Genomic DNA, 15,799 nt, shown 5'->3' with positions numbered 1-15,799 from the left:
CAGCTTGCTGAAGAAGCTGCGCTAGGAACAGCTGCGCTGAAGGCACGCGTTCAGAAGGTTTGAGAATAAAACTGTTGCCGCAAGCAATCGCCATCGGATACATCCAAAGCGGCACCATCGCCGGGAAGTTAAATGGGGTAATGCCCGCAACAACGCCAAGCGGCTGACGCATAGAATAGATATCAATGCCCGTTGATGCCGCAGCGCTATATTCCCCTTTAAGGAAATGGGGTGCGCCAATTGCAAACTCAGCAACTTCAAGGCCGCGGATCACATCGCCCTTTGCATCAGGAATTGTTTTACCGTGTTCGCGGGACAAAGCTTCAGCTAATTTGTCCATGTCGCGGTGAAGCAGTTCAACAAACTTCATCATCACCCGGCCGCGCTTTTGCGGGTTCACTTTCGCCCAGCCAATTTGTGCTTCTTTAGCGTTGGCAATGGCTGCGTCAAGTTCGGCTTTGCTGGCCAGCGGCACTTTGGCTTGCACTTTGCCCGTTGCAGGGTTGTAAACTTCAGCAAAGCGGCCCGAAGTGCCTTTGACATGTTCGCCGTTGATAAAGTGGGTAATCTCGTTCATTGCGGTCGCCTCCCTGGATGCCGCTAGGCGCAACTTAAGTCACGCGTAGAATAAAGCTTTGGTGCGCATCATATTGTGCGCAAACGCAATATCAATAACCAATCTAGCAAAACCATTGTGCAATTATGCACTGGTGTAAGTTTAGCATATCTGGCAATAATCGTCTTATGAGAAACAACTGGGACGATTTTCGATTTTTCCTCGCTGTAGCCCGTCACGGCACGCTGTCGCGCGCGGGGTTCTATCTGGGGGTGGACCACGCCACCGTTGGGCGCCGGATCACCGCATTGGAAGATAGTTTGGGCGTCCCGCTGTTTCATCGTTCGCCCCAAGGCTATAGCCTTGCGGATCAAGGCTACAAAATGTTGCCACTTGCTGAGCAGCTTGAAAGCGACGCCATGCGGGTGTTTGACGAGGTTGCAGGCGCTTCCACCAGCCTCACCGGCGCTGTGCGCATTGCAACCCACGTGGGCATTGCCTCGTTTCTTTTAGCGGAAAGTGCGGCTGAGCTTTGTCGCTTGCACCCAGGGCTTGAAGTGCAACTGCAAGCGATACCCCGCTCTTTTTCTATGTCGAAACGCGAAGCCGATTTGGTGCTTACGGGCACCCGACCTCAAACCGGGCGGGTGAAAATCAAAAAACTAGCGAACTATCCATTGCATATTTACGGCGAGCGCAACTATGTGGCGCGCAACCAGCCGATCAAGCAAAAGAAGGATTTGGCTAAACTCCGTGGTATCGGTTACGTGCCAGATATGATCTTTGACAAAGAGCTCGACTATATTCCAAGCGTTGATCCAAGCCTTAAAGCACACCTCACCTCCACCAGCTTGCACGTGCAATTACAAATGGCATTGGCAGGTGCCGGCGTGTGCATTTTGCCAGACTATATTGCCAAGAATTACGACACATTGGTGCCTGTATTGGATGATTCCATCGAGCTGGAACGTGAGCTCTGGCTAACAGTACCCGAAGATTTTGCGCATTTGACACGCATTCGAACCATTGTTGATTTTATCAGCGAAGACGTTGTTTCCCGCATTAAATCAACCAATAAATAAACGAGGAAAACATGAGCGAAACACGTTTTTTTGAAGATATTCAATTGGGTGAAAAATTCAAAACCGGCACGTTTGAATTAACAGCTGAGAAGGTGCATGAGTTCGCGTCCGAATATGATCCTCAGTTCATCCATGTCGATGAAGATGCATCCAAAAATGGTCCATTTGGCACCATCATTGCGTCGGGTTGGCAAACTCTATCCGCGACCATGCGTTTGATGGCGTTGGAAAAACCGTTTGGCAATAATCCTTTGATTGGCATGCGGATTGATGAGCTAAAATTTGCAAAGCCCGTCTACCCCGGCGAAGCAGTTTACGTGGACGCAGAGGTGGTGTCGCTCAAAGCGTCCACTAAAGGTGAACGTGGCTATGTCGGAATTCGCCTAAACACAAAAACCACCCACAATGATGAAATTGTCGCCACCCAAATTTGGACCTGCCTCGTGCCCTCTAAGACTGCATAGACAAGTAGCCAGAATTTGCTTCCCCTCTCGCCCTGTCTCTCACTCTGGGCTAAAAAGAACCTATGTCAAAAATTGATTCTCTTTTTGTTACCCGCCTTTATCATGCAGCGCTGAGCGAACATGGCGCGTCTGTTAATGCGCAAGAACTCGAAGCCACCTGTCTATCGATCGCCGAGGACGATGAGGCGGGGCAGAAGTGGTGCGAGGATAATAGTTATCCGGGTTACACCAGTTACGCCTCGCTTGACGATCTGCCGTGGCGGTTCCCGATTTTTAAAGATCTTGTTGAAGTTCTGAACAAGCACGTAGCCGAATTTGCAAAAGACTTAGAGTTTGATTTGGGCGAAAAAGCACTTCAACTGGACAGCCTTTGGATCAATATCCTGCCGGAAGGTGGCATTCACACGTCCCACATTCACCCTCACAGCGTGATCAGTGGCACAACCTATATCTCCATGCCAAAAGGCGCGAGTGCGATCAAATTTGAAGACCCTCGCTCTGCCATGATGATGGCTGCCCCCACCCGCAAAACCACTGCGCGCAATGAAATGCGAAGCTTTGTCTACGTTGCCCCAGAAGTGAGTGACATTTTGCTATGGGAAAGCTGGCTGCGCCATGAAGTGCCTATGAACATGTCAGAAGAAGAACGGATAAGCGTCAGCTTCAACTATAGCTGGGGCTAGCTGATCCGCGTCAGCTTTAAGTTTACAAATAGCGTTGTCGGTACCTCTGCGACAATTTGCACATTCATTGTGCAAGTTTGGCTGCTTGCAAATCATATACATAAGAATATGCTAATGTTCTAATTTAAATGAGGATGCAAAATATGCCAAATACGATGAACGGGCGCTATTCGCCGCTCTACTTTCTTGCCGCTGTTGGTGCTGGTGGTCTTGTTGTGACATTTTTCATGTACTTAATGTTCTGGATCCCGCACCCCGGTCAACCTGTGCCAATCTTTGAGGATATTCAACGTGCCTTTACCTCGGGCAGCATACCTACGCAGATTGCTATTGTGCTTGGCATGATGGGGATCGCTGTTTTTGGATTCCTTCACTATCGTCTCTTGTTCTGGAACTTGGGGCAACTCACTCAGTTCCGTAAGACCGAGGCATATACGAAGCTGTTGGCCTCAAACGGTGAAACGCAGTTAAAAGCGGTGCCGCTCACTCTTGCAATGTCAGTCAACGTCGCCTTTATCATTGGTCTCGTATTTGTGCCAAAACTCTGGTTGATTGTTGAGTATTTGTTCCCAGCAGCACTGGCCGTTTTCTCGTTGATCGGCCTCTACGCTCTTTCATTATTGGCGAAGTTTTTTGGCCGTGTACTGGTCAAAGGGGGCTTTGATTTGAAGGCCAACAACTCTTTTGCGCAACTACTTCCAGCTTTTGCATTGTCAATGGTTGCTGTTGGGCTTGCCGCGCCTGCCGCCCTTTCAGCAAATCCAATTATCGTTGGCATTTCCATAGTGCTAGCAACCTTCTTCGTAATGGCCGCGCTTGTCGTTTCTGTTGTGGCGCTGGTTCTTGGTTTTTACGCCATGTTGCAGAACGGTACAGCGCCCGAAGCCGCACCTACATTAATGGTTGTTGTGCCTATTATGACTGTTCTAGGTATCGCTATTCTGCGCATGAATCATGGACTTCATGTCCATTTTGATGTGCATGCAGCAACGGCTGAAACATTGGTTCTGCTTGCTCAAATCCTATCCGTTCAAATATTGTTCGCGGTCCTGGGTTGGCTAGTTTTGAGCAAACAAAACTATGTAAAGTCATTTTTGTCGCCCAACGGCCAACGGTCAGCTGGATCATACGCGCTGGTTTGTCCGGGCGTTGCCCTGTCGGTCATGATCCACTTTTTCGTCAACAAAGGCCTTGTCGCATCGGGCATGATTGCTAAGTTTGGCGTAGCCTATTGGTCTCTGACAACACCTGCATTGATATTGCAGGCGGCAATGATCGTTTTGGTGTTCTCACTGAACGCCCGACACTTCGGCACATCAAACAAAACAGCAAATCCTGTGCCCGCCGAATAAACGAGGCAGCTGCGCGTCAACCTAGGGCGCGCGGCCCCTCTTGGCACTTCAAAAAATTGATGCCCCTTGCCATGAGTGGTACAAGTCCCCTTCGAAATCGCTATTACATGACTTGTCATTAAATGATAAGTCATGTAAATAGAAGCTGAGGGATGAGACTATGAGCGAGAACAGCACCATTTGGCAGTCTGAAAAAGACTCCTTGTTGGCCAGCGATAAGATACCGGTTCATTCGAGCCTATTATCTGTTGCGACCCAGCGTTTGGCGCGTGTCTTAAAATCACAAATCAGCACATTGCTTTCTGATAATGGCAAACTTGGCCTTGTTGAGTGGCGCATCTGCTTGTGTATTTCACAAAGCGAAAACCCGACCCAAAAAGATCTGGTAGATTTTGCAGGCATGGAACAGGGCCAAATTAGTCGTGCCATGCGTAAGTTGGAAAGCCGTGGCCTGATTACATCGCATCAAGCACCATTCGATCGTCGCGCCCGTATTTTTGCATTAAGTGAAACGGGCAAAGAATATTTTGATCGGGTGCAGCCAATGGTGGCGAACTATCACGCGTCAATTGATGCCGCACTCTCCCCTCAAGAGCGGGAACAATTTCTGGACATGGCAGAACGTATCGCTAAGGCGTCTTTGCTGGCAAACCAAGAATTGCCCCAAAAGGCGGGTTAATCGGAATTCGATTTCCCCGCTTCATTTTGATGTGCGTTGCGCGAAATCGTAGCGTTTTATGGGAGGAAATTGATATGTTGAGAAAGACAATTTTGGGTGCAATTGCTGGACTAGCTTTGGCCGTCGCGCCAGGCTTTGCTAGCGATTGGGCCCCTTCAGGACCGATCGAATTGCAAATCGGCTTTGGGGCAGGGGGCGAAACTGACACGCTGGGCCGGGTCGTTGCATCGGTGATGGAAGAGCAAACCGGTTGGAACGTCGTGCCCCAGAACAAGCCGGGCGGTGGCGGTGTCGCCATGTTTACCGGGTTGATGAATGAAAAAGCGGACGGAACAGTGATCGCGTTGGGTGTTAACATGCCCATCCTGATCAATCTAATCCTACGTGGCGACCAGCTGCCGTTCAAATTGGACAGCTTTGAGTATTTGGGTACGGTGACGCGGGCACAACTGGCCATCATCGCCAAGGCAGATGCACCCTTTAACGATATGAGCTCTTTGGTTGAATATTCAAAAGCCAATGGCGGTGTGCCTGTGGCATTTGACGCGAAGCCTCAAGAGCTAATTCTGCAAGCCATCAATGCGCAAACCGGCGCTGGCTTCAAGCTAATCTCGACAAAAAGTTCTGCTGAAATGGTGCAGTTCATTTTGGGCGGGCAGGTTATGGCGTCGTTCAACGCGGGCACCCACATCCAATATTTGGAAAAAGGTGACATTAAAATGTTGGCCAGCGCCAACGATGGGCGGCACTCCTATGCAAAAGATATCCCGACTTTGCGGGAGCAGGGGTTTGATCTCTATGTTGACCCCTATTTCTACTTTGCAGCCCCTGGTGGTATTTCAAACGAAGCAAAAACCGCGCTCTCAAATGCCATCGCCAATGCGGTGAACGCGGATAAGGTGCGTGATATTGTTGAAAACGCTATGCTGACAACGGTTCAAAACCTTGGCCCCGAAGGCACAACCAAAATGCTCAACGATGGTCTGGGCAGCGTTGGTGTATTGTTCAAATAGTCACAATTGGAGCGCGTCACGGCGCGCTCCATCTTCAAAAGGCAGACATGATGAGCATAACATCTGATCGCGTAGCTGGGTTTTGCAGCATCTTTTTTGGGCTTGTTTTGCTGTTTTGGCTTACCCCATTTGCAACAGAGACGGTTGATTATGGCTGGATGCGACCAAAGACATTGCCGGACATTTTGGCGTGGATTCTGATCTTTGCGGGCAGCGCGCTCGCGGGCGTGCCAAGCGAACCAGCTGGGACAAATTTTTTGCTTTTTGGCAAAGCCGTTACTTATTTCGTGCTCATCGTTTTGGGTTTGTTTGCCATTGCCCATTTTGGCTACCTGTTGGTCGCACCTCTATTAGCATTGGCGATTATGCTGTTGCTCGGAGAGCGCCGTTGGTTTTGGTTGTTTACTGGGGCAGCGCTTGTTCCAGCTGCCATTTGGTTTTTCATCGAGATTTTGCTGTCACGGCCTTTGCCCTGATGAGAGAGCGCTCAAATGGTTGATATAAGTATTATTCTAGCCGGCTTCGCTGATGCCTTTACCCTGCATAACCTCTTGTTTGTGCTTGCTGGTGTCGCGTTGGGGCAATTGGTTGGTGCAATCCCCGGTATCGGACCGGTGATGGCCATGGCCATCGCAATACCCTTTACCTTCATCATAGATCCATTGCCCGCAATCGCCTTTTTGGTCGGCATCAACAAAGGCGGGCTTGTTGGCGGTGCAATACCAGCTGTTTTGATCAACACGCCGGGCACTCCAGATGCGGCAGCAACGGCGCTTGATGGTTATCCATTGGCCAAACAAGGCAAGCCCCAAAAAGCCACCAAAATGGCGCTCTATGCCTCCGTCACAGGCGATACGATCAGCGATATCGTATTGATCACGGTGGCCGCACCGCTCGCAATTTTCGCGCTCAAAATGGGTCCTGTTGAAATTTTTGCACTGATGATCTTTGCCTTTTCAGTGATCGCCGGGCTGATCGGTAAATCTGTAGCCAAAGGCATCATTGCCGCCGCACTGGGCCTTCTGTGCGCCACCGTTGGCCTTGACCCGGAGCATTCAACCCCCCGATTTTATTTCGGCTGGTTTGAACTTTACGATGGACTGCCGTTAGCCTCAGTTGCCATTGGCATGCTCGCCATTTCTGAAGTATTGCGCCGATTGGCCTCCAATACTGGCACGGTGCGACCAGCGATCGATTATGACGCGAGCCAATCAAAAGAAGATAAACGCATCAGTTGGGCTGAATATTGGAGCTGCCGAATTACCATGTTGCGCGGGGCAGCGATTGGCACGGTGTTAGGGGCATTGCCCGGCATTGGCTCAACGGCTGCAGCTTTCATGTCTTACGCCGCGACCAAGCAATCATCCAAAGACCCAGAAAGTTTTGGCAAAGGCAATTTGCACGGGATAGCGGCTGCCGAAAGCGCAAACTCGGCAGTGATGGGTGCAAACCTCATCCCGCTGCTAACGTTAGGGATACCCGGCAGTGTTGGCGCCGCACTCATCATCAGCGCCTTTGTAATTCACGGCATTCAGCCCGGGCCTTTATTGTTCGAACAACAGGGGCGTCTTGTTTACGGGCTTTTTGGGGCCATGGTGATGGCCAATATAGCCAATTTGGTCCTTGGCCAATTTGGCCTTCGCTTGTGGAGCCGAGTGGTGACCGCGCCTGAATCTGTGATATTCTCCGCTGCTATCTTGTTGTGTATTGTGGGCGTGTCCCTTTCAACCGGTGGGCTATTTGGCGTGGCGATCATGTTGATCTTTGCAGGTGTAGGCTTCTTGATGAACATGTTTGGATTCTCCACCGTCATCTTCATCATCGCCTTCTTTTTGGGGCCGAGATTTGAAATCTCCTTATCCCAAACACTTGTGCTACTAGATGGCAACTTAATGGGCCTAACCCATTACCCACTTGCTCTTGCACTGCTGGTGCTCTCTGCCATTTCAATTTGGTGGCTCGGGATCCGGGGTCGAAATCAGTCTACAAATTCGCAGGCATAAAGAGAGAATTATGACCAAAAAAGCAAAAAACATCCTCTTTATTATGTTTGATCAATTGAGGTTTGACTATCTGAGCTGCCAAGGCCACCCGCACCTTAAAACGCCACATATGGACCGGCTCGCTGCAAATGGCGTGCGGTTTACCCGCGCTTATGTGCAGTCGCCGATTTGTGGCTCTTCGCGCATGAGCTATTACACAGGTCGCTATGTGCATTCGCACGGTGCGCAGCGCAACAATTTTCCCCTTCGGGTGGGTGAATTCACCATGGGTGATCATTTGCGGGCGGCGGGGGTGGATTGCTTTTTGATCGGCAAAACCCACATGCAGGCCGATGTGCAAGGGCTCGAGCGGCTCGGCATCACCCCGGATAGCATCATCGGCGCTCGCCAGTCAGAATGTGGCTTTGACGTGGTGGTACGCGACGATGGATTATGGGCCCAAGGGAATGAAGGATTTTACGACAACAAGCGCTCGCCCTATAATGAGTATTTAAAATCAAAAGGTTATGTGGGCGAAAACCCATGGCACGACTTCGCAAATGCCGCCGCCGATGCGGACGGTGATATCGCGTCTGGCTGGCTGATGCACAATGCAGATTTGCCTGCCAACATTGACGAGCCGGATTCAGAGACACCTTGGCTGACAAGCGAGACGATCAAATTCATCGAAGGGCGCAAAAATAGCGCTAAGCCCTGGCTGTGCCATGTGTCCTATATTAAGCCGCATTGGCCCTATATTGTGCCAGAACCGTACCACGCTATGTATGATGGGCGACACGTCTTGCCCGCCAACAAAAGCGATGTTGAAAAGCAAAATCCGCATCCGGTTTATCAAGCCTATATGGACAATCAAATCGGCCAATCCTTCTCACGCGAAGATGTGCGTCAAAAGGTAATTCCGGCCTATATGGGCCTTATCAAGCAGTGTGACGATCAAATGGGCCGCTTGTTTGCCTATTTAGAAGAAACCGGCCAAATGGATGAAACCATGATTGTGATCACCTCAGATCATGGGGACTATTTGGGTGACCATTGGTTGGGCGAAAAGGACTTGTTCCACGAGTGTTCCGTCAAAGTGCCAATGATCATTTTTGACCCGAGTTCGGCAGCCGATACATCCCGCGGAACGGTCTGCGATGAACTAGTGGAAGCCATCGATTTAGTGCCCACTTTTATGCAAACCTTGGGCGCAGATATACCAAACCATATTCTTGAAGGCCGTTCATTAACATCATTCCTACACGGCAAACCACAAGATGATTGGCGCGAATTCGCGATCAGCGAATATGACTACTCAACCTCAAATGCAGCCGTCAAATTGGGCCTGAAACCAAGCGACTGCCGCTTGATGATGGTGGCGGACAAACACTGGAAATTTGTGCATGCCGAAGGCGGGCTAAGGCCAATGTTGTTTGATCTGCAAAACGACCCGAACGAGTTGCACGATTTGGGCGAAAGCCAAGACCATCAGCATGTGATTGAAATGATGTATGAACGCTTGGGTAAATGGGCCCGTCGCCAATCACAACGCACATCAAGCTCGGATCAACAAATTGAAAATATGCGTGGTAAAGGATTGGGCAAAGGGATATTTTTAGGGCTTTACGATGGCTCTGAAGTGCCCGATGAGGCCCTCGCAAAAATCAAAGGCCCCGCCAAATCAAAGCCCGGGAACTAGGCTTCGTTTCGTTGTCCCGAAAAAATCGCGCGGGGTCGAATGAGTTTGCCCTTCTTACGTTGTTCAAAAACATGCGCCATCCACCCGGCCATCCGCCCTAATGCAAAAATGCCCAGCCCACTGCCTTCGGGTAAGTTAAGATGCTCTTCCACCAACGCCAGACCAAAATCCAAGGTTGGTGAAAAGCCGGTTTGCTTGTGCACAACGTCAATAATCTGCACCCAGTTTTGTGGGAAGTCGCATGCCTTAACCAATTCAAGCGCGCGTGGGTCTCCGTTGGGATAAAACGGGTGGCCGAAGCCGGGCGGTGGTTTGCCATTGCCAGGGGTTGGCAGCTCATGGCCACTTGTAAGAGCCATGTGTGCCTGAGCCTTCCACGCTTTGGCCAGATTTGTCATCCCACCATGCGCGTCGCCTGAAAGGGTTGCAACGCCCGCCAATAATGCGGCAGGCAGGTTTGCTTTGGCAGAAGCGGCAACCCGCGCCGCATAAGCCGAAGCATTCAACTCATGGTCCGCACAAAGGATCAAAGCCCGGCGAATAATATCTGTCGAATTTGGGTGCGCGGACCATGAGTTTGCCAACAGTGTTTCTAGCGATGACTTCGGCTGATCGTCGGCACAGCCCGCAATCACCAAACCCGCTTGTCGGAGCAGGCGCCGGGCGGTTTGAGTGCCGCCACTTGAGCCAATGGTGCTCGCTTCAAGCGCTAGCATCATCATCAAGCGATGGATTGGCGAGCAACTTTTTGGCCCCAAGAGCGCACTTAAGTTGATGTTAGGTTCGGCGCCGCGAAACTTCTCGCCCATCAGAATTTCAAAGACGTCAATAAATCCATGCGATTGTGACAATGCCACAGCATTTTGCCCGCGGTAGAACAATTTTTGATCCCGGATTTCGGTGATTGAAGATTTGAGAACAGGCTCGCCCCAACTAATGGTGGATGCGGCAACAGCGGCCCGCGACCGACCACTTTTCTTTCTGCAAATTAGCCGGTCAAAATCGCCAGTATGATAAAGGCTCCTCCGACCATCCTGCGGGTGGGCGATTTTACGGATAAGTCCGCGACTAACATAGGCATACAACGTATCTGCAGAGATACCCATTTGCGCACACACCGCCCCGGCGTCCATTGAATATTGCAAGACATCTTCATAGTTTTTCATATTGATTATCTTGATCAAGATTGACCAGATCGTAAAGCCTTGATTTTGTGGATGTCAACGAAAGGGGAACCGCGCATGTCATTTTTGCCAGAGATGTTGAAGAGCCTGCACCTTGATATCGACCCAGAAACAGCTGCAAAACAGATTGTCAATCAACAACATTATCCCAGTTTTTTTGATGTTTCCGGCCTCGCGGCATCGTCCTTTTTGGCGTTAGGCGAGGCGTTGAGGTCTCTTTTGTCATGCCAATATCCGGCAATGACTCCCACATTAGAGATCGATCAACGTCTTGCCTCTCTTTGGTTCGACCGCAGCCTTCACTTGATAGACGGATCAAGACCAACAGGTTGGGACCAAATTGCTGGCGACTACCGATGTGCGAATGGCTGGATCCGACTGCACACCAACGCACCCCACCATAAAGCCGCTGCACTAAAGGTTTTACAAGTGCCTGAAAACCGGGACATGGTCGCCAACGCTGTAAGCACGTGTGAAGGGCAAGCGCTGGAAACCGCGATTGTGACAGCGGGCGGTTGTGCAGCGCAAATGCGATCATTGGAGGATTGGGCAGTGCATCCGCAGGGCCATGCCGTGCGCCAAGAACCTCTACTAGATTGGTCGATCGGGCCTGAAAAAGCGCGGGGGCGTTTTTCGATTGGCGACCCACAAAGGCCGCTAAATGGCTTGAAGGTGTTGGACATAACAAGGGTGATCGCCGGGCCAGTTGCCACCCGTGCACTTGCCGGTTTTGGTGCGAATGTGTTGCGGATCGATCCTGAACATTGGCATGAGCCAGCCCTTTTTGAGGAACTGACCATCGGCAAACGTTGCGCGCATCTAAATTTGCAGGACAAGTCTGACAAACAGATATTTTTGGCGTTGGTGGCAGAAGCAGACGTGCTTATCCACGGCTTGCGCGGCGATGCCTTATCGAAATTGGACCTTTCAATTGATAGGTTGCGCACAGTCAATCCCGCGCTGATTGACGTGGCGCACAATGCCTATGGTTGGACGGGACCATGGGCAAACCGACGGGGTTTTGACAGTCTTGTGCAAATGAGTGCTGGCATTGCAGCCTTTGGCATGAAGGCAGCCGATGCGCAAAAACCACTCCCATTGCCGGTTCAAGCTTTAGATCATGCCACAGGCTATTTGGTCGCCGCGGCTGCAATTATGGCAATCAAATCGGCTACTGAGCAAAACCGTGCCGTTTCAGTACGCACCTCGCTTGCCCGTGTCGGGTGGTTGCTCTCGCAAACCGCGAAGTTGGAAATGCGTGGGCAGGTTGCACCAGCCACACCAAGCGATTTCTGCGCCGAAATTGAACAGACGAACATAGGCGATGCGCTTCGACTTGAACCGGCGATTAGAATTGAGGCTATTCCGCAATATTGGAGCATGCCAGCTAGGCCATTGAGATCAGCATCACCAGTTTGGCGCGATATCAACTAGGTAGTTTCTTTAGTGACTACTCCATATTTGTCTTTTTGATCAATAATTTAGGCCATGAAAGGCTTGCGTTGATCGCATTTTTAATGTTCATTTCGCTCCAATATTTCATGTGATGTTTTGCGAGATTAAAAATGTTGAGAGTTTTTCTAGTGGTCGTAATGGGACTGATTGCCTTTGCCGCCCAGGCGCAATCCCCCACAAAACTCACTGGAAACGGCCTTAAAGGGGCCTATTATGTCTATAATGCTGATCGCGATCGTATGGTGGCGCAGCTGATATTTAATCAGGGTGAAGCGCACAATCCTTACGCCGAAGGGCTCGCCCACTACGTCGAGCATTTGGCATGGCTGAATGCGCTGGGACTGGAGCATGGTGATCCATCGCGCCACTCCAACGCCAGCACCACACTGACACAAACCACCTATTGGTTGAATGGCGAACAATCCGAGTTCGTCGATATGCTGCAAAAGCTGCACCGTGTGTTTATGCCTTTTGAGATCGAACGCAAATTCATGGCGCAAGAACGCGACATCATCATGCGCGAGTACGATTATCGGGTGCGCGAGAACACGCAATATCCTGTTTATATCGACATGAACTCAGCCTTTTTTGGCGGTACCGTTTACGGTCGCGATGTGTTGGGTTTGCCAGAAGACATCAAGCAGTTTTCGATCGACGATGCGATAAAACTACATGGCTTAAGCCACAGACCTGCGCATGCAACACTTGTCATCATGGGCAATTTGCCAGTTGCAGCGGTGCGTGAATTGGTGGCAGCTGAATTCCCTTCTGACCAGGCGCAACAAGCAGGTGATGAACTTGCACCACTCAACATCACTAGTGCGCGCAACATCAAAACAATGCCGCTTGAAGATCAGACTGAAGAAGAACTGGTCTTTCAAAAATTCGTGGCCAATGGCTTGCCCAAAGCCACGTCCCAGCTCGGACTGGAGCTGATGATTTTGGAAGATATCTTGGAGTCAACGCGCGAAGGCGGCATGGCCAAAGCCTTGCGATATGACGATTTCATTGCCCGCGATTTTGATATCGATCTCAATCAACCAAACGATGGATATTTCTCCATTAGCTTTTACGCTTCGCCAGACAGGGGAGTAGATCTGGAGCACTTGCTGCAAGCTTTTGAAGAGAACCTTGAAGAGATTGCCACGAAAGGCATTCCGCAAGAGACGTTTGATAAATTGCTAAAGCGGGCGCAAGATGAATTTGGCGCGAGCATCAAACGTTCTGACGCCGTTTATTCGGATGTACCTTACTATTTGTCGCTTGAAGAAGAACCTCAATCATACGACGAGTTTTTAGAAAACCTTGGCAAAGTGACCCGTGAACAGATCAACACTCATCTGTTGAAGCTGGTTGGAGATGGCCATGCCGAAATCCGCTTTGTGGTCCCAAAATCTTAAATTGTTGGAGAATGTTATGAACCTGCGCAACCTGTTTGCCGCTGCCCTTATGTTGGTCTGCACCCAAGGCGCCAACGCTCAGCCCACCAGCGTTGAAACGCTGACCACCGCCAATGGGATTGAGTTTTATTTTGCACCAATGCCAAATGAAGAACGTGTGAACATTGATGTTATTTGGCCAACAGACTGGCTAATGGACGAGCAGCGCAACGCCTTGGCCCCTGCGGTTGGTGCCCAGCTAATGTTGGCAGGTGGCGCAGCCGACCTAGACCCCGCAGAGCTTCAATCCCAGTTCAGCGATCTTGTTTCCGATGGTTCAGTCAACGCCATTGCAGATCATGTTCGTGGGCGGCTCTCCGTGCGCCATGACCAAGTTCAAGAAGCGGTGGCCATTGCGAATAAGGTTCTGGTAGCCCCACGTTTTGACGAGCGGTGGCTGCAACGGATCAAAGATGGCATCACAGATCGTGTGGCTAAAGAAAAAACCCAATCGGCCTACCAAGGATGGGATGGGGTGCGTCGCCTGGTGTTTGGCAATAGTGCAACTTATCGGTTCAACTCAAACGGGGGTGATCAGCCTGTGGAAACCGTCACCCGAGACGACGTTGTTGCTTGGCACAAGCGCACATTCGTCACTTCTTCGGCCATGATTACGGTTGCGGGTCAAATTTCAGGTGACGATGCAAAACTGCGGGTCGATGAATTGTTTGCGGGCATGCCTGCGGGCGAACCCGTCGCCCCTTATGAAGTTGAGGCAACCTATTTGCCCAAAACCATCATTGTGCAAAACGACGCGATTGAAAAAACGACGCTTGCATATTTGGCCCCCCTTTCCCCGACAAGCGAAGGCGGTGAATATGAGGATATCGTTGCAACACACATTCTAGGTGGTGGCGAACAAAGCCGTTTGTTCCAAGCCGTGCGCCAGCAATTGCGGGCGACATATGGATTTAGTGCCGGCTTGTCTGCGTATACGCGCAAAAATCGCTTTATCGCCCTAAGCGGCGAAGTGGAAACGGAAAAACTGCAAGACGTTCGTGATCTCGTTAAGACAACTTATACTGACTTTTTGCAAACAGGTGTCACCGAAGAAGAAGCGGGCGCATTGCGAACCATGTTCAGCGATGGGCTGAAGGTAAATCTCTCACATGCTTCAGTTGTAACCTATGTGATCGCAGAAAGTGTGCTGGATGGTTATTCAGCAGATCGCTTGCTTTCACTTGCACAAGAGTTGAAAACATTGGACGCTGAAAAGGTCAATATTCATATCGCCAGCAAGTTCCCCAAGTTTGACCAATTCATTGAATTGATTGTCACCCCAAAACCAATCGAGCAACCTGGCGCTTGTTTGGTGCAAACCGCCAACGACATCGAAAACTGTTTGAACTAACTGTGTTGCAAGGGCGGGCGGAACAGTATGTTTGTTTCGCCCCCCTCTTTCCCCTTTTCAAGACTTGCTCTGAAAGAACCAATTTGAAATGATCCCCGCACAAAACGAATTCAAATCGCGAACCAGTTGCGCAAAACCAGCCTAGGCTAAGGAGACGGATCATGAGCAAAATTGCATGGATTGGGTTGGGTGTCATGGGCAGCCATATGGCGGGACACTTGCAAAAAGCAGGACATAGCGTGACGGTTTATAACCGCACCACCCATCGGGCTGAAACGTGGGTAAAAGAATATGGCGGCGAAATGGCGAGTACACCGGCACAAGCCGCAAAAGGGTGTGATATCGTTTTTGCCTGCGTTGGCAATGACGACGATTTGCGCAGCGTTACTATTGGCGAAAACGGCGCGTTTGGCTCAATGGATGCGGGCACAATTTTCGTTGATCACACCACAGCCAGCGCTTCAGTTGCCCGAGAGCTTTATGCCAACGCAAGAACGCGTGAGATCGGCTTCATTGATGCACCCGTTTCTGGCGGTGAGGCAGGCGCGCAAAACGGAGTGCTCACCGTGATGTGTGGTGGCGACCAGATCACGTTCGACAAAGTTGCCCCCGTGATTGATGCTTTTGCCCGCTCATGCAAATTGCTGGGGGAAGCTGGTGCTGGTCAGCTAACCAAAATGGTCAATCAAATCTGTATCGCTGGCGTTGTTCAAGGGCTCGCCGAAGGCATGAATTTTGCCCAAAAGGCAGGGCTAGATGGCGAAGCTGTACTTGATGTTATTTCTAAAGGTGCCGCCGGCTCATGGCAGATGGAAAACCGGGGCGCGACCATGCTCAAGGACGAGTTTGAATTTGGCTTT

14 protein-coding genes and 1 pseudogene are annotated in these 15,799 nt (G+C 50.6%); 13 read left to right on the top strand and 2 right to left on the bottom strand.

Features of this window, described 5'->3' with window-relative positions; genetic code table 11:
- Nucleotides 1-577, bottom strand: a 577-nt coding sequence (locus tag Q0231_RS02435; protein WP_299344632.1) for an aldehyde dehydrogenase family protein, incomplete at its 3' end; no start/stop codon positions are given.
- 167 nt (nt 578-744) lie between these two features.
- Between Q0231_RS02435 and Q0231_RS02430 the strand changes: the two genes are divergently transcribed.
- From Q0231_RS02430 to Q0231_RS02390, 9 genes are all read left to right on the top strand, one after another.
- Nucleotides 745-1,638, top strand: coding sequence for a LysR family transcriptional regulator (locus Q0231_RS02430; RefSeq protein WP_299344629.1), 894 nt, complete (start codon nt 745-747; stop codon nt 1,636-1,638).
- An 11-nt stretch (nt 1,639-1,649) separates the two neighbouring features.
- Nucleotides 1,650-2,102 carry a MaoC/PaaZ C-terminal domain-containing protein gene (locus Q0231_RS02425; RefSeq protein ID WP_299344627.1) on the top strand — a complete coding sequence of 151 codons (453 nt, stop codon included), beginning with the start codon at nt 1,650-1,652 and terminating at the stop codon, nt 2,100-2,102.
- A 62-nt stretch (nt 2,103-2,164) separates the two neighbouring features.
- Nucleotides 2,165-2,785, top strand: a complete 621-nt coding sequence (locus Q0231_RS02420) for a TIGR02466 family protein (RefSeq protein ID WP_299344625.1) — start codon at nt 2,165-2,167, stop codon at nt 2,783-2,785.
- A gap of 143 nt (nt 2,786-2,928) precedes the next feature.
- On the top strand, nt 2,929-4,137 hold the full coding sequence (locus tag Q0231_RS02415) for a hypothetical protein (protein WP_299344622.1): 1,209 nt from the start codon (nt 2,929-2,931) through the stop codon (nt 4,135-4,137).
- A 160-nt stretch (nt 4,138-4,297) separates the two neighbouring features.
- The gene (locus Q0231_RS02410) at nt 4,298-4,816 is read left to right on the top strand and encodes a MarR family winged helix-turn-helix transcriptional regulator (protein WP_269393214.1); all 519 of its coding nucleotides are present in this window, start codon (nt 4,298-4,300) and stop codon (nt 4,814-4,816) included.
- A 74-nt stretch (nt 4,817-4,890) separates the two neighbouring features.
- A complete protein-coding gene (locus Q0231_RS02405; RefSeq protein WP_299344615.1) occupies nt 4,891-5,829 on the top strand; it encodes a tripartite tricarboxylate transporter substrate binding protein in 939 nt (312 codons plus the stop codon).
- A 50-nt stretch (nt 5,830-5,879) separates the two neighbouring features.
- A complete protein-coding gene (locus Q0231_RS02400; RefSeq protein ID WP_299344612.1) occupies nt 5,880-6,305 on the top strand; it encodes a tripartite tricarboxylate transporter TctB family protein in 426 nt (141 codons plus the stop codon).
- 15 nt (nt 6,306-6,320) lie between these two features.
- Nucleotides 6,321-7,832 (top strand): tripartite tricarboxylate transporter permease, encoded by a 1,512-nt coding sequence (locus tag Q0231_RS02395; protein ID WP_299344608.1) that lies wholly within the window; start codon nt 6,321-6,323, stop codon nt 7,830-7,832.
- A gap of 10 nt (nt 7,833-7,842) precedes the next feature.
- Nucleotides 7,843-9,510, top strand: a complete 1,668-nt coding sequence (locus Q0231_RS02390) for a sulfatase-like hydrolase/transferase (RefSeq protein ID WP_299344605.1) — start codon at nt 7,843-7,845, stop codon at nt 9,508-9,510.
- Here Q0231_RS02390 and Q0231_RS02385 read toward each other — a convergent pair.
- Entirely contained in the window at nt 9,507-10,676 is a 1,170-nt protein-coding gene (locus Q0231_RS02385) for a citrate/2-methylcitrate synthase (RefSeq protein WP_299344602.1), read from the bottom strand. The genes Q0231_RS02390 and Q0231_RS02385 overlap by 4 nt on opposite strands.
- 75 nt (nt 10,677-10,751) lie before the next feature.
- Here Q0231_RS02385 and Q0231_RS02380 point away from each other — a divergent pair, with 75 nt between their 5' ends.
- The 4 genes and pseudogenes from Q0231_RS02380 to Q0231_RS02365 form a co-directional block, all read left to right on the top strand.
- Entirely contained in the window at nt 10,752-12,128 is a 1,377-nt protein-coding gene (locus Q0231_RS02380) for a CoA transferase (protein WP_269393208.1), read from the top strand.
- Nucleotides 12,129-12,259: 131 nt separating this feature from the next.
- Nucleotides 12,260-13,549 carry an insulinase family protein gene (locus tag Q0231_RS02375; protein ID WP_299344595.1) on the top strand — a complete coding sequence of 430 codons (1,290 nt, stop codon included), beginning with the start codon at nt 12,260-12,262 and terminating at the stop codon, nt 13,547-13,549.
- A gap of 16 nt (nt 13,550-13,565) precedes the next feature.
- The gene (locus tag Q0231_RS02370; protein WP_299344591.1) at nt 13,566-14,939 is read left to right on the top strand and encodes an insulinase family protein; all 1,374 of its coding nucleotides are present in this window, start codon (nt 13,566-13,568) and stop codon (nt 14,937-14,939) included.
- 152 nt (nt 14,940-15,091) lie between these two features.
- Nucleotides 15,092-15,799, top strand: a pseudogene (locus Q0231_RS02365) (NAD(P)-dependent oxidoreductase); the annotation flags it as partial.

This window comes from uncultured Maritalea sp., from assembly GCF_937139385.1.
GTDB lineage: Bacteria > Pseudomonadota > Alphaproteobacteria > Rhizobiales > Devosiaceae > Maritalea > Maritalea porphyrae_A.
The sequence above is the reverse complement of the archived record's forward strand: the minus strand, read 5'-3'. Positions and strand labels throughout refer to the sequence as shown.

Excerpts from the sequence above, each read along its gene's own strand:
- Q0231_RS02430 (WP_299344629.1), top strand. The coding sequence starts at position 745 with ATGAGAAACAACTGGGACGATTTTCGATTTTTCCTCGCTGTAGCCCGT.
- Q0231_RS02425 (WP_299344627.1), top strand. The coding sequence starts at position 1,650 with ATGAGCGAAACACGTTTTTTTGAAGATATTCAATTGGGTGAAAAATTC.
- Q0231_RS02420 (WP_299344625.1), top strand. The coding sequence starts at position 2,165 with ATGTCAAAAATTGATTCTCTTTTTGTTACCCGCCTTTATCATGCAGCG.
- Q0231_RS02415 (WP_299344622.1), top strand. The coding sequence starts at position 2,929 with ATGCCAAATACGATGAACGGGCGCTATTCGCCGCTCTACTTTCTTGCC.
- Q0231_RS02410 (WP_269393214.1), top strand. The coding sequence starts at position 4,298 with ATGAGCGAGAACAGCACCATTTGGCAGTCTGAAAAAGACTCCTTGTTG.
- Q0231_RS02405 (WP_299344615.1), top strand. The coding sequence starts at position 4,891 with ATGTTGAGAAAGACAATTTTGGGTGCAATTGCTGGACTAGCTTTGGCC.
- Q0231_RS02400 (WP_299344612.1), top strand. The coding sequence starts at position 5,880 with ATGAGCATAACATCTGATCGCGTAGCTGGGTTTTGCAGCATCTTTTTT.
- Q0231_RS02395 (WP_299344608.1), top strand. The coding sequence starts at position 6,321 with ATGGTTGATATAAGTATTATTCTAGCCGGCTTCGCTGATGCCTTTACC.
- Q0231_RS02390 (WP_299344605.1), top strand. The coding sequence starts at position 7,843 with ATGACCAAAAAAGCAAAAAACATCCTCTTTATTATGTTTGATCAATTG.
- Q0231_RS02385 (WP_299344602.1), bottom strand. The coding sequence starts at position 10,676 with ATGAAAAACTATGAAGATGTCTTGCAATATTCAATGGACGCCGGGGCG.
- Q0231_RS02380 (WP_269393208.1), top strand. The coding sequence starts at position 10,752 with ATGTCATTTTTGCCAGAGATGTTGAAGAGCCTGCACCTTGATATCGAC.
- Q0231_RS02375 (WP_299344595.1), top strand. The coding sequence starts at position 12,260 with ATGTTGAGAGTTTTTCTAGTGGTCGTAATGGGACTGATTGCCTTTGCC.
- Q0231_RS02370 (WP_299344591.1), top strand. The coding sequence starts at position 13,566 with ATGAACCTGCGCAACCTGTTTGCCGCTGCCCTTATGTTGGTCTGCACC.